The organism is Nitrospirillum goiasense (genome assembly GCF_034427435.1).
Taxonomy (GTDB): Bacteria; Pseudomonadota; Alphaproteobacteria; order Azospirillales; family Azospirillaceae; genus Nitrospirillum.
This window is the reverse complement of sequence record NZ_JAXQNP010000003.1, coordinates 278,797-302,806: the sequence shown is the minus strand read 5'-3', so window position 1 is coordinate 302,806 and position 24,010 is coordinate 278,797. Positions and strand designations below refer to the sequence as shown.

The window sequence follows — 24,010 nt, the reverse complement described above, 5'->3', positions numbered from 1 at the left end:
ACAATACGTCGGAAATATTCATGGATGGGGAGGGGTGGGCGTGGACAAGGAAAAACCCCGAAACCTTGCGGTTCCGGGGGTCTCTATTGGCTCCCAGGGAGGGACTCGAACCCCCGACCCGGTGGTTAACAGCCACCTGCTCTACCGGCTGAGCTACCTGGGATCAGCGCGCCTGCTTCGTTTTCGTTTGACCGATCAGTCAGCGGCGCTGCGGTGGGCGGTGATATAGCAAAGCGTTTTTGGGATTGGAACCCCTTTGTTTGGGAAAATCGAAAAAAATGTGACGCCCCCCTCGTCAATCCGGCGGGCACGGCTGGAAGGGCCATGAAAACAGGGGCTTGCGGCTCTTGGCTGAGCGGGGACGTGATGACGGCGTGCGGGATGGGGGTGAATGCCTGGGCGGTTTCCCGTATCTAGGGGGACATCCGCGCCGCGTGAGGAGCCCCGTTCATGTCGAAGTCCGACCCCCTGTCCAACAGCCAGAAGAATCCCTGGACGGTGCTGTCGCGGGAGGTGCGCTACGAGAACCCCTGGCTGCGGGTCGTGCATCATGAGGTCCTGCGTCCGAATGGCAGCCCCGGCATCTTCGGCACGGTGGAACTGGCCACCGTGGCGGTGGGGGTGCTGCCGGTGGCAGCCAACGGCGACACCTGGTTGATCGGCCAATGGCGTTTCGGCGCCGGCCGCTACAGTTGGGAAATCGTTGAGGGGGGCATCCCCCAAGCCGGCCCCAAGGCGCTCACGCCCCTGGCCGGGGCCGCTGAGGAACTGCGGGAGGAAGCGGGCCTCAGCGCCGACCGCTGGTTGGAAATCCAGCGCATGGACATGTCCAACAGCATCAGCAATGAGCACGCCCGCCTTTACCTGGCCTGGGATCTGGCGGAGGTGCCGGTGGCGCCTGATGAGACGGAGCAACTGACCATCCGCCGTCTGCCTTTGCGCGCGGTGCTGGACATGGTGCTGTCAGGCGAAATCGCCGACGCGATGACCATCGCCGCCATGCTCCGCGTCCGGCTCATGCATCTGGAGGGTACACTGCCGCCGGACGTGGCGCCCCTGGTGGCGGCCGGATTCGAGGCGTAGCCGGTGAGGGGACGCCGTGAGAGGGGGCCGGGCAGCCACCAGACACATATATATAAGAGCGTTATTTAGGGGGAAGTTGGAGGCACGGCCGGGAATCGAACCCGGATTCACGGATTTGCAGTCCGTTGCATCACCATTCTGCCACCGCGCCATCCACGAGAACCGACCGGAAGGGCCGTCGAGCGGCGCCTGCGGTCAGGGCAGGGCGCCTCTATAGCGTCGCCCGTCGGGGCGGTCAAGCGTGCTGGCGTCGCTTTCTGACGTTTCGGTGACGCAGGGGCGGGAAGGCCCCGCCACCATCCCCGACCGCCCTTCCCGCCGCAGGCCGCAATTGTCATCGGGCGACGGGGGAGATATATACCGATCCTGGTTTTTCAAGCATGTGCGGGCGGACCGGCCCGCTTGTGCCCCTTCTTCGTCCGCATCGTTTCCAGCAGATCGGTATATCCCATGGCCGCCGACTACTCCGCCGCCCGCGTCAACATGATCGAGGGCCAGATTCGCCCCAACAAGGTCACCGACCCCTTCGTGGTGGAGGCCTTCCTGGCCATCCCGCGCGAGCGCTTCGTGCCGGAGGCGCTGGCCGGCGTCGCCTACGTTGACGAGGATGTGCCGGTGTCGCCCGGCCGCTACCTGATGGAACCGATGGTGCTGGCCCGTCTGGTGCAGGAACTGTCCTTGAGCCGCGCCGACAAGGTCCTGGCCGTTGGCGTCGCCACCGGCTACTCCGCCGCCGTGATGGCGGAGATGGCGGGCTCGGTGGTGGCTCTGGAAAGCGACGGCGCGCTGGTCGAGGCCGCGCGCAAGGCGCTGGCCGGTGTCGCCGGCGTCACCGTCGTCCAGGGTGATCTGGCCGCCGGCCATGCCGCCAAGGCCCCCTATGGCGCCATCCTGATCGATGGCTCCGTGTCCGAGGTTCCGGCCAGCCTGTTGGACCAGTTGGCGGAAGGCGGGCGCCTGGTGGCTGTCGTCATCAATGCCGCCGGCCTGGGCGAGGCGCGTTATTACCGCAAGGTGGGGGGCGTGGTGTCGCACCGCATCCTGTTCGACGCCGCTGTCCGCCCGCTGCCGGGCTTCGAGCGCCGCGCCGAGTTCGTATTTTAAGGACGGTCGCGGGGCGGCGGCCGGATGCCGTCGTCCCCGCGGCTTTTGACGCGCTTCCAGAGGGTGTCAGGCGGCCGGATTTTTACGGGGCGCCTGGAACATGGCCTTAAGTGGACCTATGCCGGTCCATCGGACGTGTTAAAGAATATTTTATGGGGCGCGTTGGCGCCGATGGGGATTCGGGGCGACGCTTTGCCATGCAACCGTGTGCAGGGCATGCCCTGACTGATTTTTAAGGCGTTTGGGGAAATGGCGATGCAAATGAACACCGCTGGACGTGGGGCGAAGGGCATGGGAACCGGACATGGGGTTAAGCGGGCGCACCGACTGGTCGCTGCCCTGCCGTTGGCGGCGTTGACCTTGGTCCTGGCGGGGGGCGCTCAGGCCCAGTCGCTGGAAGATGCCCTGATCCAGGCCTATCAGAACAACCCCACACTGGAGGCCGGCCGCGCCGGCCAGCGCGCCACGGACGAAGGCGTGCCGCTGGCCCGCGCCAACATGCTGCCGACGGTCACCGCCGATGGTAACGTCGGTAAGGAGCGCCTGACCCAGGGCCGTTTCATCGAGCATATGAACCCGGCGCAGAGCGGTGTGACCATCAACCAGGCGATTTACGCCGGTGGCACCATCCAGGCGGGCATCAGCCAGGCGGAGAATCAGGTGGAGGCCGGCCGCGCCAGCCTGCTGGACACCGAGCAGCAGGTGCTGCTGGCCGCCGCCACCGCCTATCTGGACGTGGTGCGGGACCAGGCGGTCCTGGAACTCAACATCAATAATGAGCAGGTGCTGACCCGCCAGCTGGAGGCGTCCCGCGACCGCTTCCGTGTGGGTGAGCTGACCCGCACCGACGTCAGCCAGTCCGAGTCGCGCCTGGCCGGCGCCACGGCCGACCGCATTTCCGCCCAGGGCAACCTGGCCGCCAGCCGCGCCACCTATGCCAAGCTGATGGGCCAGGTGCCCGGCACGCTGAAGCAGCCGAACCGCTTGGCGCAGCTGCCGGTGAACCAGGAAGAGACCATGGCCCAGGCCGAGGTGTCGGCCCCGGTGGTGGTGGCCGCGCGCTACAATCACAAGGCGTCGCAGGACGCCGTGGACGGCGCGTTCGGCCAAATGCTGCCGCAGCTGTCCGCCAGCGCGCAGTACTACCGCAACTGGGACCAATCGGCCCCCAACAGCCAGTACGACACGGCCGTCATCTCCGCCCGCGTCACCATTCCGCTGTATGAGGGCGGCGGCACCTCGGCCAAGGTGCGCAGCGCCAAGCAGACGGAGCAGCAGCGCCGCACCCAGGTGATGGAGGCGGTGCGCTCCGCCGATGAGACGGCGGTGAAGGCCTGGCAGGCCCTGGTCACCGCCCGCGCCGCCATCGAGGCGTACAAGAGCGCCGTCGCCTCTAACGAGATCGCCTTGGAAGGCGTGCGGCAGGAACAATCCGTCGGCTCCCGCACCATCCTGGACGTCCTGAACGCGGAGCAGGAACTGGTGAACGCCAAGGTGGAACTGGTGCGCGCCCAGCATGACGAGCAGGTGGCTTCCTACCAGGTCTTGTCGGCCGTGGGTGACCTGACCGCCGCCAAGTTGGGCCTGAACGTGCCGCTGTACGATGCCAAGGCCCATTATGAAGAGGTCAAGGACAAGCTCTGGGGCCCGTCCATCGAGAAGTAAGGCCGGCAAAACGGAGGGCTGGCGAAACCTGACGCCCGATGTTCGCGGCGCGGCGGTTTGACAGCCCGGCCTCTGATGTTCGCCTGAGAGAAAAGGGGCGGTTCCGACGCGCGGGGCCGCCCTTTTCTTGTGGGGAAATACGCGCGTCGGCCCCTATTCTTGGGGGCGATGAAGCAACGGTGGGACCGGAGGCCGCGGGGATTGATCGGTGAGGGCTGGGCGCAGCATTGGCGGGCCGTGCCTCCAATGATTAACCCAATGGCATTTTTACTGTTCTTGCCCTAGGCTGCGCCAGATGTCGGTCCCCCCTGTCGGTGCGGGGCCGCGGGGTCTCAGGTCCACGCCGTTACAGGTCAGGTTAGGCAACAATGGCTGACAAGTCACAACAAGAACCTTCGATGGAGGAAATCCTCGCCTCCATCCGGCGTATCATTTCCGAAGACACCGACGCCCCACCGCCCGAGCCGGAGGCTCCGCCGCCTCCGCCTCCGCCGCCCCCACCGCCTCCGCCTCCCCCGCCGGAGGACGATATCTTCGAGGCGGTGCCCATGCCGCCACCGCCCCCTCCGCCGCCGCCTCCGCCGGAGGACGACGTGCTGGAGCTCACGGATATCATCCCCGACGAGCCTGAGCCGGAGCCCGAGCCCCTGCCGGACCCGTTCGCGTATGAGCCGCCGCCCCCGCCGCCGCGCCGCCCGCCGCCGTCCATGGGTGACGACCGCCTGATGTCGGAATTCACCGAGGAAGCGGCCAGCCGCGCCTTCTCCGGCCTATCGGGGTTCCGCCGCGGTGGTCCCAGCCTGACGGGGGAAGGGCCCATCGGCCGATCCGATGTCACGCTGGAGGAGATCGTGCACGTCCTGGTCCGGCCCATCCTGCGGGAATGGCTGGACGAGAACCTGCCCACCCTGGTCGAGCGTCTGGTCAAGCGCGAGATCGAGAAGGTGGTACGGCGCGGACTCGACTGACGCCCGCCGCCTCGATAAACCTTGGCAGACCCCAAGTAATTTGAGAGGGGGCGGCGCTGAACCCCGCGCCGCCCTTTTCTTTTGTTTTGAGCCCGTGATTTCAGGTGCCCGCCATGCTGGACAAGACCTTCTCCCCCGCCGATGTCGAACGCAGCCGCTATGAGCGCTGGGAGCGCTCGGGCGCCTTCGCCGCCCATGTCGACAGCAACGCCCAGCCCTACACCATCATGATGCCGCCGCCCAACGTGACGGGCAGCCTGCACATGGGCCACGCGCTGACCTTCACGCTGCAGGACCTGCTGATCCGCTATCACCGCATGACCGGCCGCGACGCCCTGTGGCAGCCGGGAACCGACCATGCCGGCATCGCCACTCAGATGGTGGTGGAGCGCAACCTGGCCAAGGAAGGCAAAACCCGCCAGGAGATGGGCCGCGAGGCCTTCCTGCAGAAGGTGTGGGAATGGAAGGCCGAGTCCGGCGGCACCATCACCCGCCAGCTGCGCCGCCTGGGCGCCTCCCCCGACTGGTCGCGTGAGCGCTTCACCATGGATGAGGGCCTGAACGCCGCCGTCCGCAAGGTGTTCGTCGAGCTGTACCGCCAGGGCCTGATCTACCGCGACAAGCGCCTGGTGAACTGGGACCCCAAGCTGCACACCGCCATCTCCGACCTGGAGGTCGAGCAGAAGGAGGTGAAGGGCAGCCTATGGTACTTCCGCTATCCGGTTGAAGGGATGGCGGATACTTTTATCACCGTTGCCACCACGCGGCCCGAGACCATGCTGGGCGATACCGGCGTGGCCGTGCATCCGGAGGATGAGCGCTACAAGGACCTGGTGGGCAAGAACGTCATCCTGCCCATCACCGGCCGGCGCATCCCCATCGTTGCCGACGAATACGCCGATCCGGAAACCGGCACCGGCGCGGTGAAGATCACGCCCGCGCACGACTTCAACGATTTCGAGGTCGGCAAGCGGCACAACCTGCCCATGATCAACCTGTTCGACCGCGACGCGAAGCTGAACGAGCATGCGCCGCCCGAGTACCAGGGGCTGGACCGCTTCGTCGCCCGCAAGAAGGTGGTTGAGGAGATCGAGGCCCTGGGCCTGCTGGAGAAGATCGACCCGCACACCCTGATGCAGCCGCACGGCGACCGCAGCGGCGTGGTTATCGAGCCGTGGCTGACCGATCAGTGGTATTGCGACGCCGTCACCCTGGCGAAGCCCGCGCTGGAGGCGGTGGAGCAGGGCAAGACCCAGTTCGTGCCCAAGCAGTGGGAAAACACCTATTACGAGTGGATGCGCAACATCCAGCCGTGGTGCATCAGCCGCCAGCTGTGGTGGGGCCATCAGATCCCCGCCTGGTTCGCGCCGGACGGCAAGGTGTTCGTCGCCGAGACGGAGGCCCAGGCCCAGGCGGAGGCGGACGCCCACTATGGCGCCGCCACGCCCTTGACCCGCGATTCCGACGTGCTGGACACCTGGTTCTCGTCCGCGCTGTGGCCCTTCTCCACCCTGGGCTGGCCGGAAAAGACGCCGGAGGTGGCGCGCTATTACCCCGGCGACGTGCTGGTCACCGGCTTCGACATCATCTTCTTCTGGGTCGCCCGCATGATGATGATGGGCATCCACTTCATGGGCGACGTGCCCTTCCGCACCATCTACATCCACGCCCTGGTGCGGGATGAGAAGGGGCAGAAGATGTCGAAGTCCAAGGGCAACGTCATCGATCCCCTGGACCTGATCGACCAGTATGGCTGCGACGCCCTGCGCTTCACCCTGACCGCCATGGCGGCCCAGGGCCGTGACATCAAGCTGGCGACCTCGCGGGTTGAGGGCTACCGCAACTTCGCGACCAAGCTGTGGAACGCCGCCCGCTACGCCCAGATGAACCAGGTGGCGCCCGTGCCGGGCTTCGCCCCCACCGGGCTGACCCAGACGGTCAACCGCTGGATCGTGGGTGCCGTGGCCGACTGCGCGGCGCAGGTGACCGAGGCGCTGGAGGGCTATCGCTTCAACGATGCCGCTAACGCCCTGTACCACTTCGCCTGGGGCAGCTTCTGCGACTGGTACCTGGAATTCACCAAGCCCATCCTGCAGGGCGAGGATGAGGCGGCGAAGGCCGAGACCCGCGCTGTGACCGCCTGGGTGCTGGACCAGATCCTGCACCTGCTGCACCCCATCATGCCCTTCCTGACGGAAGAGCTGTGGGAGAAGCTGGGCGAGGGACAGGATCGCGGCGAATTGATCACCGCCGCCTGGCCGCAGTACCCGGCCGCCTACAAGGATGGCGGGGCGCAGGCCGAGATGGATTGGGTGGTGCGCTTCATCTCCACCATCCGCACCATCCGGTCGGAAATGAACGTGCCGCCGTCCGCCCAGCTACCGCTGCTGGTGAAGGGCGCCGGGGCCGACACCGCCGCCCGCCTGGGCACCCACCGCGACCTGATCCAGAAGCTGGCCCGCTTGTCCGGCATCACCCTGACCGAGGAGGCCCCGGCCACCGGCGCTGTGCAGGCGGTGGTGGACGAGGCGACGCTGGTCCTGCCGCTGGCCGATTTCATCGACATCGCCAAGGAAAAGGCCCGTCTGGCCAAGGAAATCCAGAAGCTGGAGGGCGAGATCGCCAAGGTCGACGCCAAGCTGGGCAACCCCAACTTCGTCGACAAGGCCCCGCCCGAGGTTATCGAGGAACAGCGGGAGCGCCGGGCCGAGGCCGACGGCACCCGCGCCAAGCTGGCCGAGGCGTTGTCCCGCCTGGGCTGATGCGGGCCCGCCTGGGACCAGATGATGTGATGAACGGCCGCTCCGGGATCCTCCTGGGGCGGCCGTTTGTCGCATGGATGTGTTGATTGGAATAATGCCACCTATGCGGGAGGGGTCGCATGGGGCGGCATCCTGACTACCACCCTGAGGATGCGATGACCGCTGTGCGTTGGATGGTGATGGTTGCGGCCGTGGCCCTGGTGGCGGGCTGCGCGGAACAGCATGTGCAAGTCGTGCCCGTCACCATGAACGGCGGCGGCACGGCGCCCCGGCCCGTCGGCGCGGCCGGCACGCCGGAAAAGGTCATGCTGACCCGTACCGTTCCCGTGGGCCAGGAGCGCGAGCTGAATTTCTATCAAGGCCTGCATGAGGATTGCGCGCCGATTCCGGGCATCACGGTGCAAATCCTCACCGCGCCGGCCCACGGTACCGCCAGCGTGCGCGACGGCACGGACTATCCGACCTTCCCCGCCGGCAATCCCCGCTCCGCCTGCAACAAGAAGGCCATGCCCGCCCAGCAGCTGTGGTATCAGCCCGCCCCAGGCTATACCGGCGCCGACGTGCTGGAGGTACAGGTGTTCTATCCCATGGGGACAGCCCAGCGGCAGACCTACACCATCAACGTCCAGGGTGCCGCCCCATCCCAGCCCATCGCGCCGTAAGGCCGTTCAGGGGGCGAAGGGGCCGGGCGCGTCCGCCGTGGGTTTGTTCAGCCAGATGCCGGCCAGCGCCACGAAGGGCGCCAGGTGCAGCAGGGTGCGGGTCTCGTTGGTGAGGCCCAGGGCCAGGACGGCGACCACCTGCACCCCGACGAAGGCCGCCAGCGCCAGGGCGCGGGGGCCGTGCCGCATCACCATGAGGGCCGTCATCCCCAGGACGATGGCGAGGTAGACGGGAATCAGCAGCTCCAGGGACAGGCTGGGATCGGTGATCCAGTCATAGAACTGGCCGAAATTCTCCCCCACCTGGATATGGAAATAGCCATCGAAGGTGGTGGAGGATGACTTCTGGATTTCCTTGAACAGTTTCCAGCCCACCTCTTCCTTCAACAGGGTGCGCCGCAGGGTTTCGATGATGGCGAAGGCGGCGACGCTGCCGCCCACCCCGGCCCCCAGCCATCGCAGGTCCGGCCGCCGCTTTTCAACCCAGGCATCGACCAGGGCCTTGGCCACCATGTAGCCGCCGATGAACACGGCGGACTCATGATTGAAACAGGCGACGCCCAGCAGGGCCAGGAAGGCCCACCACGGCGCCCGGGTCAGGACCAGCAGGTAGAAGACCGCCGTGGTCAGCAGCAGCACGAAGTCCCAGATGTACAGCCAGGGCTTGGCCATCAGCGCCGCGAACAGGACATGCATGGCCAGCAGCGCGGTCCAGGCCTTCTGCCGTCCTTTGCTATCGGGGCCCCCCGCGGCCTGCGCGGCGTAGAACAGGGCGAGGCCGGCGCCGGTCAGGCCGAAGATCGCCACGGTGGCGTGCGCGTTGGTCAGGGGCACGCCCATCAGCTCGATCAGATGTTCCAGCACGGGCGCCAGCACCCGTGACTGGAAGAAGCGCCAATGGGGATAGCCGTGCAGCACCCCCACCTCCGCCTGCAGGTTCTGCAGCAGGAACTGATCGAAGAAGTGGACGACATGGCGCCATTGCGCCACGGCCAGCATGAAGGATGTGCCCGTCACCAGCAGGGCGTCCAGGATCTCTTCCCGTTCTTCCCGCAAATCGAAACCACGCATAAGCGACTTTTCCCCCAAAGCCGGGTCTCCCGGCCTGGCCGCGTCACCGCAGGGCCAGGTCCGCCAAGGCGGCCGGCAGGTCGTGGAAATGGTCCACCAGCCGGTCCGCCCCTAGTTCTTCCACGGGCATGCGCGGATAGCCATAGGTAACGCACACGACGCGGCAGCCGGCGGCGCGGCCGGCGGTCACATCGTTGGCGCCGTCGCCCACCATGACGGTTTCAGTGGCCGCCACACCCATCTGCGCCATGGCGTGGAGCAGGGGCCCCGGATGGGGCTTGCGCGTCGGCAGGGTGTCGCCGCCCACCACCGCCGTGAACAGGCCGTCGAGGCCGATGGCCCCCAGCACGGCGTGGGTCGCGCGCTCCGGCTTGTTGGTCACCAGGGCCAGGGGCATGCTCTTGCTCAGGCTGGCCAGCGTCGCCGCCACGCCGGGAAAAACGCAGGCTGGATCGGCCGGCAGGGACTCGTAGATGGCCATGTAGCGGTCGGTCATGGCGGGGACCGAGTCGGGGTCCAGGGGGCGCCCCACGGCGGCGAAGGTGCGGGTCACCAGCATGGGCGCGCCGTCGCCGATGAACTGGTGCACCTGCGCCAGATCCAGGTTGGGCAGGTTCTCCTCATCCAGCAGCCGGTTGATGCCGGTCAGGATGTCGGGCGCGCTGTCGATCAGCGTTCCGTCGAAATCGAACAGGACGGCGGCGGGCATGGGGCTCATGGGACGGCATCCGGGCGAAGGCGGTTTCGCAACACACCACCGTTGTGGCAGTAAGGGGGCCGCGCTGGCAATGGCGTCGGGATGGCCGGGCACCCGCCTCATCCCATCTGACGACGGCCCTTGCCCCCGCCAGGTCCAGAACCACGCCACCCCAAGGGTATCGCCATGACCGCTTCGACGCCGACCGCCACCCTCGCCTGCATCGTCCTGGCGGCGGGGAAGGGCACCCGGATGAAGTCCGACCTGCCCAAGGTGCTGCACCCCATCGCCAATGAACCCATGGTGGCCCATGTCCTGCGGGCGGCGGCGGCCCTGAACCCGGACCGCGTCGTCGTCGTCGTGGGGCCGGGGCAGGAAACGGTGGCCAAGGCCGTGGCGCCGCATGCCACGGTGCTGCAGCCCGAGCAGCTGGGCACGGCCGACGCGGTGAAGGCGGCGCGCGCGGCCTTGGGCGATTTCGACGGCGACGTGCTGGTGCTGTTCGGCGACACCCCGCTGGTGCGGCCGGAAACGCTGTCCCTGCTGGTCCAGGCGCGGCGCGGCGCCGGTGATCCGGCAGTGGCCGTGCTGGGTATGCGCCCGGCCGACCCCGCCGCCTATGGCCGCCTAGTGCAGGATGAGGCCGGTGGGCTGACCAAGATCGTGGAGTACCTGGACGCCACGGTGGAGGAGCGGGCCATCGGCCTGTGCAACGCCGGCCTGATGGCCTTCGACGGGCGCCGCCTGTGGGCTATCCTGGACGCCATCGGCAATGCCAACGCCAAGGGCGAATACTATCTGACCGACGCCGTGGCCGTGGCCCGCGCCCAGGGGCACGCCTGCGCGGTGGCGGAGGGGGACCCGGCGGATGTCGAGGGCGTCAATTCCCGCGTCGAGCTGGCCAAGCTGGAAAAGCTGATGCAGGCCCGCTTGCGCCGGCAGGCCATGCTGAACGGCGCCACCCTGGCCGACCCGGATACGGTGTGGTTCTCGGCCGACACGGTGCTGGGCCGCGACGTCACCGTGGGCCAGAACGTGGTGTTCGGCCCGGGCGTGGTGGTGGAAGATGGCGTGACCATCCGCCCCTTCTGCCATCTGGAAGGGGTGGTGGTGCGGCGCGAGGCCATCATCGGCCCCTATTCCCGCCTGCGCCCGGGGTCCGACATTGGCGCCGGCGCCCACATCGGCAACTTCGTTGAGGTCAAGGCCTCCACCCTGGGCCAGGGCGCCAAGGCCAACCACCTGGCCTATGTCGGCGATGCCGATATCGGGGAGGGGACGAACATCGGCGCCGGCGCCATCACCTGCAACTATGATGGCACCTTCAAGTATCGCACCCAGGTGGGCCGCAATGTCTTTGTCGGCACCAACGCCACCCTGGTGGCCCCGGTGCAGGTGGGCGATGGCGCCTTCATCGCCGGCGGCAGCACCATCACCGAGACGGTGCCGGCCGACGCCCTGGCCATCGGCCGTGGCCGCCAGGTGGTGAAGGAAGGCTGGGCCGCCGCCTTCGCCGCCGCCCAGAAGGCGCGCAAGGCGGCGCAGAAAAAAGGCTGAGCGGGAAAGGGTTAGGCCGGGATGGCCCGGTTGGGCGATGCTAGGGGACGAAGGATGGGGGCGGCGCATTAACGACAGGGGGCGTCATGCACAGGACAATGGCGGAGCCAAGCTGGCGGGAACTTTATAAACCCAAGCTGCTCACGGTGCTGCGTGAGGGGTATGGCCTGCGCGACCTGCGGGCCGACCTGGTGGCCGGCCTGACCGTGGCCATCGTGGCCTTGCCGCTGTCCATGGCCATCGCCATCGCCTCGGGCGTTACGCCGGACCGGGGGCTGTACACCGCCATCGTCGGCGGCTTCCTGGTGTCGCTGCTGGGCGGTAGCCGGTTCCAGATCGGTGGTCCGGCCGGGGCCTTCATCGTGCTGGTCGCCGCGTCGGTTGAGCGGCTGGGCGTGGGGGGCTTGGCGCTGGCCGTGGTCCTGTCCGGCCTGATCCTCATGGCCATCGGCGCCCTGCGCCTGGGCACCTTCATCAAGTACATCCCCTATCCCGTCACCGTGGGCTTCACCGCCGGCATTGCCGTCATCATCGCGGCCAGCCAGGCGCGGGACCTGTTGGGCCTGACGCTGCCGGGCAAGGAGCCGGGGCCGCTGGTGCCCAAGCTGCTGGCCTTGGGGCAGGCTATGCCCACGCTGAACCCCGCCGCCCTGGGGACGGCGGTGGCGACCATCGCCCTGATCGTGTTGCTGCGGCGCTGGCGCCCTCAATGGCCCGTCCTGCTGATCGCGGTGGCGGCGGCCAGCGTGGTCGCGGCGCTTGCCCACCTGCCCGTCGAGACCATCGGCACGCGTTTTGGCGGCATCCCGCGCAGCCTGCCGGCCCCCCATCTGCCGCCCCTGTCGCCGGACCTGGTGTTGGCGGTCCTGCCGGACGCGGTGTCCTTCGCGCTGCTGGGCGCCATCGAAAGCCTGCTGTCCGCCGTGGTGGCCGATGGCATGACCGGCCGGCGCCACCGCGCCAACGCCGAGTTGGTGGCGCAAGGTGTCGCCAACATCGCCAGCGCGCTGTGCGGTGGCATCTGCGTCACCGGCACCATCGCCCGCACGGCCACCAATGTGCGGGCCGGTGCGCGCGGGCCGGTGTCGGGCATGGCGCACGCCGTGTTCCTGGCGCTGTTCATGGCGGTGGCCGCCCCGCTGGCCAGCTATATCCCCCTGCCGGCGCTGGCGGCGGTGCTGGCGATCGTCGCCTGGAACATGGCGGAGAAGCATGCCTTCGGCCTGCTGCTGCGGGCGTCCTGGGGGGATGCCGCGGTGCTGCTCTCCACCTTCCTGCTGACTATTCTGCGGGACCTGACGCTGGGCATCGTCGTTGGCTTCGCCACCGGGTCGCTGCTGTTCATCCACCGCATGGCCGGGACGCTGCGGGTGGAGGGGGGCAGCCCCCTGGTGGCACCTGACGTGGCCGATCATGCCGGCCCGCTGCCGGACCAGCCTGAGGCGCGCGACGACGACATCCTGGTCTTCCGCCTGTCCGGTGCGTTCTTTTTCGGGGCGGCGGCCGGCGTGTCCGCCCTGTTCGACCGCATCGCCGCCCGGCCGCGGGCTTACGTGCTGGACCTGACGGCGGTGCCACTGCTGGATTCCACGGCCGTCACCGTCATCGATGGGTTGGTGGCCAAGGCGCGCAAGCAGGGGGCGGTTGTGGCCATCGCCCTGGCTGATCCGGAGGCGCGGCGCCTGCTGCTGACCCAAGGCCTGAGGCCGCCGCGGGTTCATGTCGGCCGCACCCTGGAGCAGGCACTGGCCCGCGCCCGCCATGCCCTGGGCCGGCCGGGGAACCTGCCGGACACGGATCACGAGGCGGCCTGAGCCCTAAGATCCAAATTGCTGCCCAGCCTGGGAACACGGGCCCGGTATGTCCGGTTGTGATCTGCCCGCCCGGGGCGCTATCCACGCATTGCAACGCCCCCGGACCCCGCCTACGTAAGAACCATGCCCCCGGTGGTTGTTATAAGAGGTTTGCCATGGACACCCCCGTCCGCGCCCCCCAAGTTCGCGCGCCCCACGGGCCCCTCATCCGCACGGCTCAGGCCCTTGGGCTGAACGATCCCGACCTGCTGCGGGACCAGGCCTATATTGGCGGGTCCTGGGTGGATGCCGACGGCGGCGGCACCCTGGACGTTGACAACCCCGCGACGGGCGAGGTCATCGGCACCATCCCCGACATGGGCGCCGCCGAGACGGCATTGGCCATCAAGGCGGCCAACGCCGCCTGGGCCGGCTGGCGCGCCCGCACCGCCAAGGACCGCGCCGCCGTCATGCGCCGCTGGTTCGAGATGATCATGGCGGCGCAGGAGGATCTGGCCCGCATCATGACGGCGGAGCAGGGCAAGCCTCTGGCCGAATCGCGGGGCGAGGTCGCCTATGGCGCCAGCTTCATCGAATGGTTCGCGGAGGAGGGCAAGCGCGCCTACGGCGACACCATCCCCAGCTTCGCCGGTGACAAGCGCATCGTGGTGGTGAAGGAACCCATCGGTGTCGCCGCCGCCATCACTCCCTGGAATTTCCCCATCGCCATGATCACCCGCAAGGTGGGGCCGGCCCTGGCCGCCGGCTGCCCCATCGTGGTCCGCCCGTCGGAGGTGACGCCCTACAGCGCCCTGGCGCTGGCGGTGTTGGCGGAGCGGGCGGGCGTGCCGCCGGGGGTGTTCAGCGTCGTCACCGGCCATCCCAAGCCCATCGGCGGGGAGATGACCTCCAACCCCCTGGTGCGCAAGCTGTCCTTCACCGGGTCCACGCCGGTGGGCAAGCTGCTGATGAAGCAGAGCGCCGACACGCTGAAAAAGCTGTCCCTGGAGCTGGGCGGCAACGCCCCCTTCATCGTGTTCGACGACGCGGACCTGGACGCGGCGGTGGAGGGGGCCATGGCCTCCAAATACCGCAACGCCGGCCAGACCTGTGTCTGCGCCAACCGCATCCTGGTTCAGGACGGCGTCTATGAGGCCTTCGCCGCCCGGCTGGCGGAGGCGGTGGGCCGCCTGCGCGTGGGCAATGGGGCGGAGCAGGGCGTGACCACCGGCCCCCTGATCAACGCCGCCGCCGTGGAGAAGGCGGAGCGCCACATCGCCGATGCGGTGTCCAAGGGCGCCCGCGTCGCCATGGGCGGGCGGCGCCATGCCCTGGGCGGCAATTTCTTCGAGCCCACCCTGCTGCTGGACGCCACGCCGGACATGATCCTGGCGCGGGAGGAAACCTTCGGCCCGGTGGCGCCGCTGTTCCGTTTCACGGATGAGGCCGAGGCCATCCGCATGGCCAACGATACCGAGTTCGGCCTGGCCGCTTACTTCTACAGCCGCGACATCGGCCGGATCTGGCGGCTGGCGGAGGCGCTGGAATACGGCATGGTCGGCATCAACGAGGGCATCATTTCCACCGAGGTGGCGCCCTTCGGCGGCGTGAAGCAGAGCGGCCTGGGCCGCGAAGGCTCCAAGTACGGGATCGAGGATTACCTGGTGGTGAAGTACCTGCTGATGGGTGGCTTGAAGGCCTGACGCAGCGGCTAAGACGCCGGCGGCGGTCCCTTTCACCGAGGCCCCGACTGGGGCCGCCGCAGCTTTCCGGGGAGCGTCAGCGGACTGGAAAGCGAGGAAGCCAAGCGGCCGGATGGCCGCGCCCGGCGCATGAGGGTGCTTTCGGTCGGTCACGGCCGAAAGCCGCACGGAATAGCTGTCATGTTACGGAATTACCGGAAAATCACCCGCCGAGTTACGAAGGGGGTGATTTTCCGGTGGCGCTTCCAGGGAATTGTGGTAGTGAAATAACCGCATAATTGATAACGGGCGGATGGCCCTGCCATCCCTGGGAACCTAAGCCAAGGCGCCATGATGGCTGAAGTGCTGCAAGTCAATCCCTTCGATTTCGTCGTTTTCGGCGGTACCGGCGACCTTGCCATGCGCAAGCTGTTGCCCGGCCTCTATTACCGGGAACGCGACCGGCAGATGACGGATGAAAGCCGCATCATCGCCGTCAGCCGCACCGAGCAGACGGTGGAGGATTTCCGGGGCACGGTATGGGCGGCGCTGCAGCGCCACGTGCCCGCCGCCGACCTGGAGCCGGCGGTGTGGGAACGGTTCTCCGCCCGGCTCGGCTACGTGTCCCTGGACGCGACCAAGCCCGCCGGCTGGGAGCCGCTGCAAAAGCTGCTGATGGGGCATGAGGACAAGGCCCGCGTCTGCTATCTGGCGACGGCGCCCAGCCTGTTTGGCGCCATCTGCCGCAATCTGCAGGCCGCCGGCCTGGTGACCGACACCTGCCGCGTCGTGCTGGAAAAGCCCATCGGCCACGACGGCCAGTCCGCCAACGCCGTGAATGAGGAGGTGGGCGCCGTCTTCCCCGAAGACCGCATCTACCGCATCGACCACTACCTGGGTAAGGAGTCGGTGCAGAACCTGATGGTCCTGCGCTTCGGCAACGCCCTGTTCGAGCCGCTGTGGAACAGCAGCTGGATCGACCATATCCAGATCACCGTGGCCGAGAGCGTCGGCGTCGAAGGCCGGGCTGAGTATTATGACAAGGCCGGCGCCCTGCGCGACATGGTGCAGAACCACTTCCTGCAGTTGCTGTGCCTGGTGGCGATGGAGCCGCCGGCCCACCTGTCCGGCGACCAGATCCGCAACGAGAAGATCAAGGTGCTGCGGGCCCTGCGCCCCATCACCCAGGCGGACGTGAAGTCCAAGACCGTGCGCGGCCAGTACCGCGCCGGTTCCATCAACGGCCAGCCGGTGCCGGGCTACGCCGATGAGTTGAACCGGTCCAGCAACACCGAGACTCTGGTCGCCATCAAGGCGGAGATCGAGAACTGGCGCTGGAGCGGCGTGCCCTTCTACCTGCGCACGGGCAAGCGCCTGCCGGTCCGGTATTCGGAGATCGTCGTCCAGTTCAAGGACGTGCCCCACAGCGTCTTTCCCAAGGGCTCTGGCGACCTGATGGCCAACCGTCTGGTTATCCGCCTGCAGCCGGACGAGGGCGTGCAGCTCAACATCATGACCAAGGTGCCGGGGCCGGGCGGTATGCGCCTGCGCTCCGTGCCGCTGAACCTGTCCTATGCCGAAGCATTCAAGGACCGGTATCCCGAGGCCTATGAGCGGCTGCTGATGGATGTCGTGCGGGGCAACCCGTCGCTGTTCATGCGCCGTGACGAGGTGGATGCCGCCTGGTCGTGGATCGACACCATCCTGGCCGGCTGGGAACAGGTGGACCTGCGCCCCGATCCCTACGCCGCCGGCGGCTGGGGCCCGATCAGCGCCGCCCTGCTGCTGGACCGCGACGGCCGCCGTTGGCACGACCCCGAACTCTAAGGGTTCGGCGGCGTTAATTCGACATCAGCCCCGGGGCCGGCACCGCATCGCCGGTCCCGTCGGCGCCCCCACGTTCATGGCTTTTCAGCCAGGGAGGACCCCATGGCGCTACACGACACCCTGCGGCGGGTCACAGACCGCGTCATCCAGCGCAGCGCGGACAGCCGCGCCCTCTATCTGCGGCGCCTGGACGCCCAGAAGGGCCAGAGCCCCCGGCGCGGCGCGCTGGGCTGTGGCAACCTGGCCCATGGCTTCGCCGGCTGTGCCGCCGATGACAAGGCGGCGCTGGCGGGCAACCGCAAATCCAACATCGCCATCGTGTCGGCCTACAACGACATGCTGTCGGCTCACCAGCCGTTCGAGCGCTTCCCCGCCATCATCAAGAAAGCGGCGCATGAGGCCGGCGTGGTGGCCCAGTTCGCCGGCGGCGTGCCTGCCATGTGCGATGGGGTGACCCAGGGCCGCGACGGCATGGAGCTGTCGCTGTTCTCCCGGGACGTCATCGCCCAGGCGACGGCCATCGCCCTGTCGCACGACATGTTCGACGCCGCCCTGTACCTGGGCATTTGCGACAAGATCGTTCCCGGCCTGCTGATCGGCGCCCTGTCCTTCGGTCACCTGCCGGCCATCTTCGTGCCGGGCGGTCCCATGCCGTCGGGCCTGTCCAACCCGGAAAAGGCGCGCATCCGCCAGCTTTACGCGGAGGGCAAGGCCACCCGCGACGACCTGCTGGAGGCGGAGTCCAAGTCCTACCACTCCCCGGGCACCTGCACCTTCTACGGCACCGCCAACTCCAACCAGATGCTGATGGAGATCATGGGCCTGCATCTGCCGGGCGCCTCCTTCATCAACCCGAACACTGAGTTGCGCGACGCCCTGACGGTGGCCGCCACCCAGCGCGTGGCCCAACTGACGGAGCAGGCGGGCAACTACCTGCCCATCGGCCGCCTGGTGGATGAGCGCAGCATCGTCAACGCCATCGTGGGCCTGCTGGCCACGGGCGGGTCGACCAACCACACCCTGCACCTGGTGGCGGTGGCGCGGGCCGCCGGCATCCGCATCGATTGGCAGGATTTCAGCGACCTGTCGGGGGCCGTCCCCTTGCTGGCGCGGGTCTACCCCAACGGCGTGTCGGACGTGAACCACTTCCACGCCGCGGGCGGGCTGCAGTTCCTGATCAGCACCCTGCTGGACGCCGGCCTGCTGCATGGCGACGTCGCCACCGTGGTTGATGGCACGGAGCAGGGCACCGGCCTGGACGCCTACCGCCATGAGGCCTGGCTGAAGGACGGCAAGGCGGCTTGGCGCCCCGGCACGCCGCACAGCGCCGACACCACCATCCTGCGCCCCGCCGCGGAGCCCTTCGACCCGTCGGGCGGCATCCGCCTGCTGACGGGCAACGCCGGCCGCGCCATCATCAAGGTGTCGGCGGTGAAGCCGCAGCACCGCATCGTCGAAGCGCCGGCCATCGTCTTCGACGGCCAGGACGAGATGCTGGCCGCCTTCAAGCGGGGCGAGCTGGAGCGGGACTTCATCGCCGTCATCCGTTTCCAGGGCCCCGCCGCCAACGGCATGCCGGAGCTGCACAAGCTGACGCCGCCCCTGGGCGTGCTGCAGGACAAGGGCTTCAAGGTGGCGCTGGTCACCGATGGCCGCATGTCCGGCGCCTCGGGCAAGGTGCCGGCCGCCATCCACCTGACGCCGGAGGCGCTGAAGGGCGGCTCGCTGGCGCGCATCCAGACCGGCGACGTCGTACGCCTGGATGGTGAGGCCGGCACGCTGGACATCCTGGTGGACGCGGCCGAGTTCGCCGCCCGCCCGGCCGCCACGCCCGACCTGACCGCCAACACCTGGGGCACCGGCCGCAACCTGTTCGGGGCCATGCGCGCCCACGTGACCGGCGCCGAGGAAGGCGCCCATAGCTTCGGAGAGGATTTCGCATGAGTTCGCAGAGCAAGTACGGCGTGGGCGAAATCCTGGCGCTGGGCCCCGTCGTTCCCGTCCTGATCATCGAGAAGGTCGAAGACGCCCTGCCGCTGGCCGAGGCCCTGGTCGAGGGTGGCGTGCGGGTGCTGGAAGTCACCTTGCGCACCGAGGCCGCCCTGGCCGCCATCGAGACCATCGCCGCCAAGGTGCCCGATGCCGTGGTCGGCGCCGGCACGGTGGTGACGCCGGACCAGGTGGGCCGGGTCCAGGATGCCGGCTCGCAGTTCATCGTCAGCCCCGGCTGCTACCCCGCCCTGCTGGACGAGGTGCTGGCCAAGGGCGTGCCCTTCCTGCCCGGCACCGCCACCCCGTCCGAGGTGATGGCGTTGCAGGCCCGTGGCCTGCGCCATGTGAAGCTGTTCCCGGCCGAGGCCGTGGGCGGCCTGAAGCTGATCAAGTCGCTGGCCTCGCCCCTGCCGGGCGTCACCTTCTGCCCCACCGGCGGCATCAGCGTGAAGACGGCGCCCGACTATCTGGCCCAGCCCAATGTCGCCTGCGTCGGCGGTTCCTGGCTGACCCCGGCGGACCTGGTGGCGGCCAAGGATTGGGCTGGCATCACCAAGCTGGCGCGTGAGGCGTCATCCCTGCGCGGGTGAGCCGCAGGGCACTCCAGTCCTGAGCGATCGCTCGGCCATCTGGCCGGGCGATCGTCGTTTGAGGTGTCGCGGAGGCGTCCAATGTGTGAGCTTCGCTTCTGAATTTTCGTTCGTGACAGACGGCATATGCCGGCACCTCTAGGTGTCCAATGGCGGTGACCTGAGCGGCCGGCGCACCGAGGTCAACATGCCCGGCCAGCACCGCTCCTGTCGAGCGTGAACTACGAATTCTGACCAGTAAGGATGGAACGTTTCGTTGGGGTGAAGGCCCGGGCGGATCATTGTTGGTGCGCCTTTTTAAGATTCCATGCGGGACATCTATCGAATGATCGTGAACCTTGGCAAGGCGGCCATGTCCGACGTGTCCGACAGTTCTGGCGGACGCAGCATTAGGAGATTCTAGGGGCTGAAAACATGGAAATTTACTTGGCATGATTAATGCTTGTTCTTCCTTGTGGGGTATCCCACTTCCGAATCCATATCCAACATATGAAGGACAGAAATCATGTCATCGTCAGTTCGGGGTGTCCGGAACCGTATTAAGAATTCTAATAATAAGAACGTCAATGCACCGGCGCAGGATTCACAGTTTATCGTAATCAGCAGGCCGGAGGCCTTTGTTGGAGATGGTGAATGGGATCTTGGATTTGACGTTTCCTCCTCAAATCCAGATATTTTCTTTAAAAATGTCTTTGTTCTGGTTGGGCGAATTGGTAGCAATGAAGCGTTTGCTGGTTCGCAATCGGCTCTAATTATCCCGAAAATTGATAATGATAGTGGGATGGATGGAACTAAATGGAGCTTTGACTACTGGGGGTTTACTGATATTGGAATTGTGGCTGGTGAAAAAATATGGGTATTTGTGAGCGTGGATTATAATGATAGCGGTTACGCCTCTACGCGCTTTGAAGTTGTTGTAGACGAACTATGAAAATGTGTGGCGTCGACGTTTGTCGTCGACGCCACTTCGCCAGAAAACTATTTAGTGAAGCGTTCTCAGGCAGTGATAGATTTTATTTATAGCCGTCGCGAATAACGAAACCGCTGAAGTGGCGGCCTGCGTAAGGAATAGGGGGCTTGCCGGGGCCCCGGCCGCCCGGCACAGTGCGGGCATGATCGATCATCCGTCCCCTCTGCACCTGACGCTCGACGACGACGGCATCGCCCTGGCGACGCTGGACGCCCCTGGGCGCGCCAACCTGGTGGATGACGCCCTGGTGGCGGCGCTGGATGAACTGGCCACCGTCCTGGAGGACCGGGAAGAGGTGCGCGGCCTGGTCATCGCCTCGGCCAAGGGGCACTTCCTGCTGGGGCGGGAGCCGCTGGGCCTGCTGGCCCTGGCGGATGCGGCACCCGGCCTGGCCGACGACGCGCTGCTGGCGGCCATCGCCCCCTATGGTGACATCCTGCGCCGTCTGGAAGGGACGGCGAAGCCCATCGCGGCGGCGCTCAGCGGGTCGGCCCTGGGACCGGGGCTGGAGTTGGCGCTGGCCTGCGGCTATCGCGTCGCCACGGACCATCCCGCCGCGCGATTCGGCTTCCCCGACCAGCGCCTGGGCCTGATGCCCATGGCCGGCGGCACCCAGCGCCTGCCCCGCCTGCTGGGCTGGGTGGGGGCGCACGGCCTGCTGTCCGGCGGGCATATGGTGACGGCGGCGGCGGCGCTGGAGGCGAAGCTGGTGAACGAGGTGGTGCCGGCCAGCCATGTGCGGACCGCCGCCAAGGCCTGGGTGCGCGGGCGCTTGGCGCAGGGGGCGGAGCCGCCCTTCGTCGTCGGCCAGAAGCGCAAGCCCATCGCCGTGGCCTCGGCCACCGCCGCCATCGAGACGGCGGTCAGCCAGGGGCTGAGCCTGGCGTTGGATGAGGGCCTGGCGCTGGAACGGGCGCTGGCCGCCGGCCTGTTGCGCCGGGGCGAGGTCGCGGCCCTGGTGCGCACCCTGGTCGTGGCGAAGGGGGAGGCGGACAAGGCCGCCTGGCGCCCGGCGCTGCCGGTGGCGGATTTGGCGCGCGTCGCCGTCCTGGGGCGCGGCCCGGCGGCGGACGCCGTGGCCCTGGCCGCCCGCCGCGCCGGCCTGGACGTGCATGTGGTGGCGGACGCCGACGGTCTGGATGAATTGGCGCCCGCGCGCCTGGGTGGCCGCAAGATCGAGATTCTGTTCGATGCCAGCCGCGAGGATCTGCCCGCCAAGCGCGCCCTGCTGGCCGCGGCGGAGGGGGTGCTGGGCGACGACACCCTGCTGGCGCTGACGGGGCCCCGCCTGCGGGTGGGCGCCGTGGCCCTGGGCCTGTCCTGGCCGGACCGGCTGGTGGGCCTGCACCTGCCGGCCGATGGCGGCGTGGCGGAGGTGGTGGCCGGCTCCGCGACCTCGGCCCCAGCCCTGTCCATCGCCGTCGATGCCGCCCGGCGCCTGGGCCGGACCCCCTTCCGGGTGGAGGACGGCGAGGGCCGCTTCCTCGGCCGGCTGAACGCGGCCTATCTGCGGGCGGCCCTGGACCTGGGCCCCACGGTCGGCGCGGCGGACGTGGATGCGGCGGCGCGGGGTGCCGGCTTGGCGGAGGGGCCCTGGTCCCTGGCGCGCCGGCTGGGATACGCCGCCGTCACCGACCTGGTGGGGGAGGAGGGGGCCGCCGCCGTCCTCGCCGCCCTGAAGCGCCCGCCAGACGATCCGCCCCCCGCCGATGCCGGGCGGCAACTGATGGCGGCGGTGCGCACCGCCATGGTGACCGCCCTGGCCGAGGGGCTGGTGAACGACGCGGCCTCCGCCGACCTCCTGGCCGTCCTGGGCTTCGGCTGGCCCGCCGCCAGCGGTGGGCCGCTGGGCAGTTTCGCCCGGCGGTAGGCCGCACCAATAGAAATGGAAAGGGGCCGGGCGAACACGTCGCCCGGCCCCATTTCATTACCAGCGGCGCACCGGTCAGGCGGCGCGGCGGCGGCTGTAGAGGAAATAGACGCCGAAGCCGACAACCATCCAGATGATCAGGCGCAGCCAGGTATCGCCCGGCAGGCCCGACATCAGATAGCCGCAGACCAGCACGCCCAGGGGGCAGACCAGCCAGAACAGAGGCGTCTTGAAGGGGCGTTCCATGTCCGGCTGGGTGATGCGCAGCACCAGGACGCAGGCGCACACGATGGCGAAGGCCAGCAGGGTGCCGATGGACACCAGTTCACCCAGGATGTCGATGGGGAACAGGCCGGCCAGGAAGGCGGCCAGTACGCCGGTGACGACGGTGGCCACATGGGGTGTGCGGTAGGTCGGGTGCACCTTGCCCAGGACCGGGGGCAGCAGCTTGTCCCGCGACATGGCGTACAGCACGCGGCTCTGGCCCAGCATCATGACCAGCATGACGGTGGTCAGGCCCGCCACGGCGCCCAGATCCACCGGCAGGGCCAGCCAATGCAGGCCCTTCACCGCCTCGATGGCCACGACCACCGGGTGGGGCACGTTCAGTTCGGTGTAGGGCACCAGGCCGGTCAGCACCAGCGACATCAGGATGTACAGCACGGTGCAGAAGATCAGCGACCCCAGGATGCCGATGGGCATGTCGCGCTGCGGTCGCACCGCCTCCTGCGCCGTGGTCGAGACGGCGTCGAAGCCGATGTAGGCGAAGAAGATGACGCCAGCGCCGCGCAGCACGCCGCCCCAGCCATAGTGGGAGCCTTTTCCGTCCACCACCTCGGCCGGGATCAGGGGCGACCAGTGTGCCGGGACCACGTAGAACAGGCCGAAGCCGATGACCAGGAACACCACCAGCAGCTTCAACAGCACGATCAGTCCGTTGACGCGCGCCGAATTGCGGATGCCCAGGTACAGCAGCACGGTGATCAGGCCCACCAGCACCACGGCCGGCAGGTTCAGGATGGCGCCCGTGGTTTCGAAGTGGAAGCCGTCCTTCACCGTCAGCGGGGCGGAGGTCAATGCCGGCGGGATGACAATCCCCACCTGCTTCAGCAGGTTCACGAAATAGCCCGACCAGCCCACGGCCACCGTGCCCGACGCGAACAGATATTCCAGCGCCAAGTCCCAGCCGATGATCCAGGCCAGGAACTGGCCGACGGTGACATAGGCGTAGGTGTAGGCGCTGCCCGCCACCGGCACCATGGCCGCGAACTCGGCATAGCACAGGCCGGCGAACAGGCAGGCGGTCGCCGCCAGCACGAAAGAGAGGACGATGCCGGGGCCGGCGTACTGGGCCGCGGCCGAGCCTGTCAGGACGAAGATGCCGGCACCGATGATGGCGCCAATGCCCAGTGCCGTCAGGTTCCAGGCGTTCAGGCTGCGCGCCAGGGTCGGGCGGCCTTCGTCGCCGTCATTGTCGGCACTGGCCTCCGCAATAGTCTTTTTCGTCCAAAGGCTCAAAACCACCTCTCCCGTATCTGCCCAACCGGATGGCGGCGCTGTGCAAGCGCGTGCCGCCGGCGTGATGTGATGCCCCGCGTATTGCTTGGATGTCGATGTACCCGCTGGCGGGGGCGCTGTCACCTTAAACGGCGACCAAAAATGTTGACGGGCTAAGCTTTTCCGATGGCGCGGCGGTCGGGGGGCGGGCGGTTCGCCC

Annotated in this window: 17 protein-coding genes and 2 tRNA genes; 14 read left to right on the top strand and 5 right to left on the bottom strand. The window is 67.9% G+C overall.

What is annotated here, in order from left to right:
• Window positions 1-87: 87 nt before the first annotated feature.
• Window positions 88-163: transfer RNA gene (locus ULB03_RS15700), tRNA-Asn, on the bottom strand.
• 287 nt (window positions 164-450) lie between these two features.
• On the opposite strand from ULB03_RS15700, the gene ULB03_RS15695 reads away from it, so the two are divergent.
• A complete protein-coding gene (locus ULB03_RS15695; RefSeq protein ID WP_322484077.1) occupies window positions 451-1,083 on the top strand; it encodes an NUDIX hydrolase in 633 nt (210 codons plus the stop codon).
• A 77-nt stretch (window positions 1,084-1,160) separates the two neighbouring features.
• On the opposite strand, the gene ULB03_RS15690 is transcribed toward ULB03_RS15695, so the two are convergent.
• A tRNA-Cys gene (locus ULB03_RS15690) sits at window positions 1,161-1,234 on the bottom strand.
• Window positions 1,235-1,533: 299 nt separating this feature from the next.
• On the opposite strand from ULB03_RS15690, the gene ULB03_RS15685 reads away from it, so the two are divergent.
• The 5 genes from ULB03_RS15685 (at window position 1,534) to ULB03_RS15665 (ending at window position 8,244) form a co-directional block, all read left to right on the top strand.
• Window positions 1,534-2,187, top strand: a complete 654-nt coding sequence (locus ULB03_RS15685) for a protein-L-isoaspartate O-methyltransferase family protein (protein ID WP_322484076.1) — start codon at window positions 1,534-1,536, stop codon at window positions 2,185-2,187.
• Window positions 2,188-2,478: 291 nt separating this feature from the next.
• Complete coding sequence (locus ULB03_RS15680) at window positions 2,479-3,852, top strand: TolC family outer membrane protein (protein ID WP_322484075.1); 1,374 nt, start codon at window positions 2,479-2,481, stop codon at window positions 3,850-3,852.
• 368 nt (window positions 3,853-4,220) lie between these two features.
• Window positions 4,221-4,820, top strand: a complete 600-nt coding sequence (locus ULB03_RS27585) for a DUF2497 domain-containing protein (protein WP_463605634.1) — start codon at window positions 4,221-4,223, stop codon at window positions 4,818-4,820.
• 113 nt (window positions 4,821-4,933) lie between these two features.
• A complete protein-coding gene (locus ULB03_RS15670; protein WP_322484073.1) occupies window positions 4,934-7,582 on the top strand; it encodes a valine--tRNA ligase in 2,649 nt (882 codons plus the stop codon).
• Window positions 7,583-7,737: 155 nt separating this feature from the next.
• The gene (locus ULB03_RS15665; RefSeq protein WP_322484072.1) at window positions 7,738-8,244 is read left to right on the top strand and encodes a hypothetical protein; all 507 of its coding nucleotides are present in this window, start codon (window positions 7,738-7,740) and stop codon (window positions 8,242-8,244) included.
• A gap of 6 nt (window positions 8,245-8,250) precedes the next feature.
• Here ULB03_RS15665 and ULB03_RS15660 read toward each other — a convergent pair whose 3' ends face one another.
• Both ULB03_RS15660 and gph read right to left on the bottom strand, forming a co-directional pair.
• Window positions 8,251-9,315 carry a hypothetical protein gene (locus ULB03_RS15660; RefSeq protein ID WP_322484071.1) on the bottom strand — a complete coding sequence of 355 codons (1,065 nt, stop codon included), beginning with the start codon at window positions 9,313-9,315 and terminating at the stop codon, window positions 8,251-8,253.
• Between the two features lie 43 nt (window positions 9,316-9,358).
• On the bottom strand, window positions 9,359-10,033 hold the full coding sequence (gph, locus tag ULB03_RS15655; protein ID WP_322484070.1) for a phosphoglycolate phosphatase: 675 nt from the start codon (window positions 10,031-10,033) through the stop codon (window positions 9,359-9,361).
• A gap of 165 nt (window positions 10,034-10,198) precedes the next feature.
• Between gph and glmU the strand changes: the two genes are divergently transcribed.
• The 8 genes from glmU (at window position 10,199) to ULB03_RS15615 (ending at window position 22,293) form a co-directional block, all read left to right on the top strand.
• Window positions 10,199-11,569 (top strand): bifunctional UDP-N-acetylglucosamine diphosphorylase/glucosamine-1-phosphate N-acetyltransferase GlmU, encoded by a 1,371-nt coding sequence (gene glmU / locus ULB03_RS15650; RefSeq protein ID WP_322484069.1) that lies wholly within the window; start codon window positions 10,199-10,201, stop codon window positions 11,567-11,569.
• Between the two features lie 86 nt (window positions 11,570-11,655).
• Window positions 11,656-13,383 carry a SulP family inorganic anion transporter gene (locus tag ULB03_RS15645; protein ID WP_322484068.1) on the top strand — a complete coding sequence of 576 codons (1,728 nt, stop codon included), beginning with the start codon at window positions 11,656-11,658 and terminating at the stop codon, window positions 13,381-13,383.
• 155 nt (window positions 13,384-13,538) lie between these two features.
• Window positions 13,539-15,065 (top strand): NAD-dependent succinate-semialdehyde dehydrogenase, encoded by a 1,527-nt coding sequence (locus tag ULB03_RS15640; RefSeq protein ID WP_322484067.1) that lies wholly within the window; start codon window positions 13,539-13,541, stop codon window positions 15,063-15,065.
• A 333-nt stretch (window positions 15,066-15,398) separates the two neighbouring features.
• Window positions 15,399-16,871, top strand: coding sequence for a glucose-6-phosphate dehydrogenase (zwf, locus tag ULB03_RS15635; RefSeq protein WP_322484066.1), 1,473 nt, complete (start codon window positions 15,399-15,401; stop codon window positions 16,869-16,871).
• Window positions 16,872-16,973: 102 nt separating this feature from the next.
• Window positions 16,974-18,815, top strand: a complete 1,842-nt coding sequence (gene edd, locus ULB03_RS15630) for a phosphogluconate dehydratase (RefSeq protein ID WP_322484065.1) — start codon at window positions 16,974-16,976, stop codon at window positions 18,813-18,815.
• Window positions 18,812-19,453 carry a bifunctional 4-hydroxy-2-oxoglutarate aldolase/2-dehydro-3-deoxy-phosphogluconate aldolase gene (locus ULB03_RS15625; RefSeq protein ID WP_322484064.1) on the top strand — a complete coding sequence of 214 codons (642 nt, stop codon included), beginning with the start codon at window positions 18,812-18,814 and terminating at the stop codon, window positions 19,451-19,453. The genes edd and ULB03_RS15625 overlap by 4 nt, the downstream gene beginning before the upstream one ends.
• Window positions 19,454-19,958: 505 nt before the next feature.
• Window positions 19,959-20,384 (top strand): hypothetical protein, encoded by a 426-nt coding sequence (locus ULB03_RS15620; protein WP_322484063.1) that lies wholly within the window; start codon window positions 19,959-19,961, stop codon window positions 20,382-20,384.
• 181 nt (window positions 20,385-20,565) lie between these two features.
• Window positions 20,566-22,293, top strand: coding sequence for an enoyl-CoA hydratase-related protein (locus ULB03_RS15615; RefSeq protein ID WP_322484062.1), 1,728 nt, complete (start codon window positions 20,566-20,568; stop codon window positions 22,291-22,293).
• A gap of 75 nt (window positions 22,294-22,368) precedes the next feature.
• On the opposite strand, the gene ULB03_RS15610 is transcribed toward ULB03_RS15615, so the two are convergent.
• Window positions 22,369-23,817 (bottom strand): amino acid permease, encoded by a 1,449-nt coding sequence (locus ULB03_RS15610; protein WP_322484061.1) that lies wholly within the window; start codon window positions 23,815-23,817, stop codon window positions 22,369-22,371.
• Window positions 23,818-24,010: the final 193 nt, after the last annotated feature.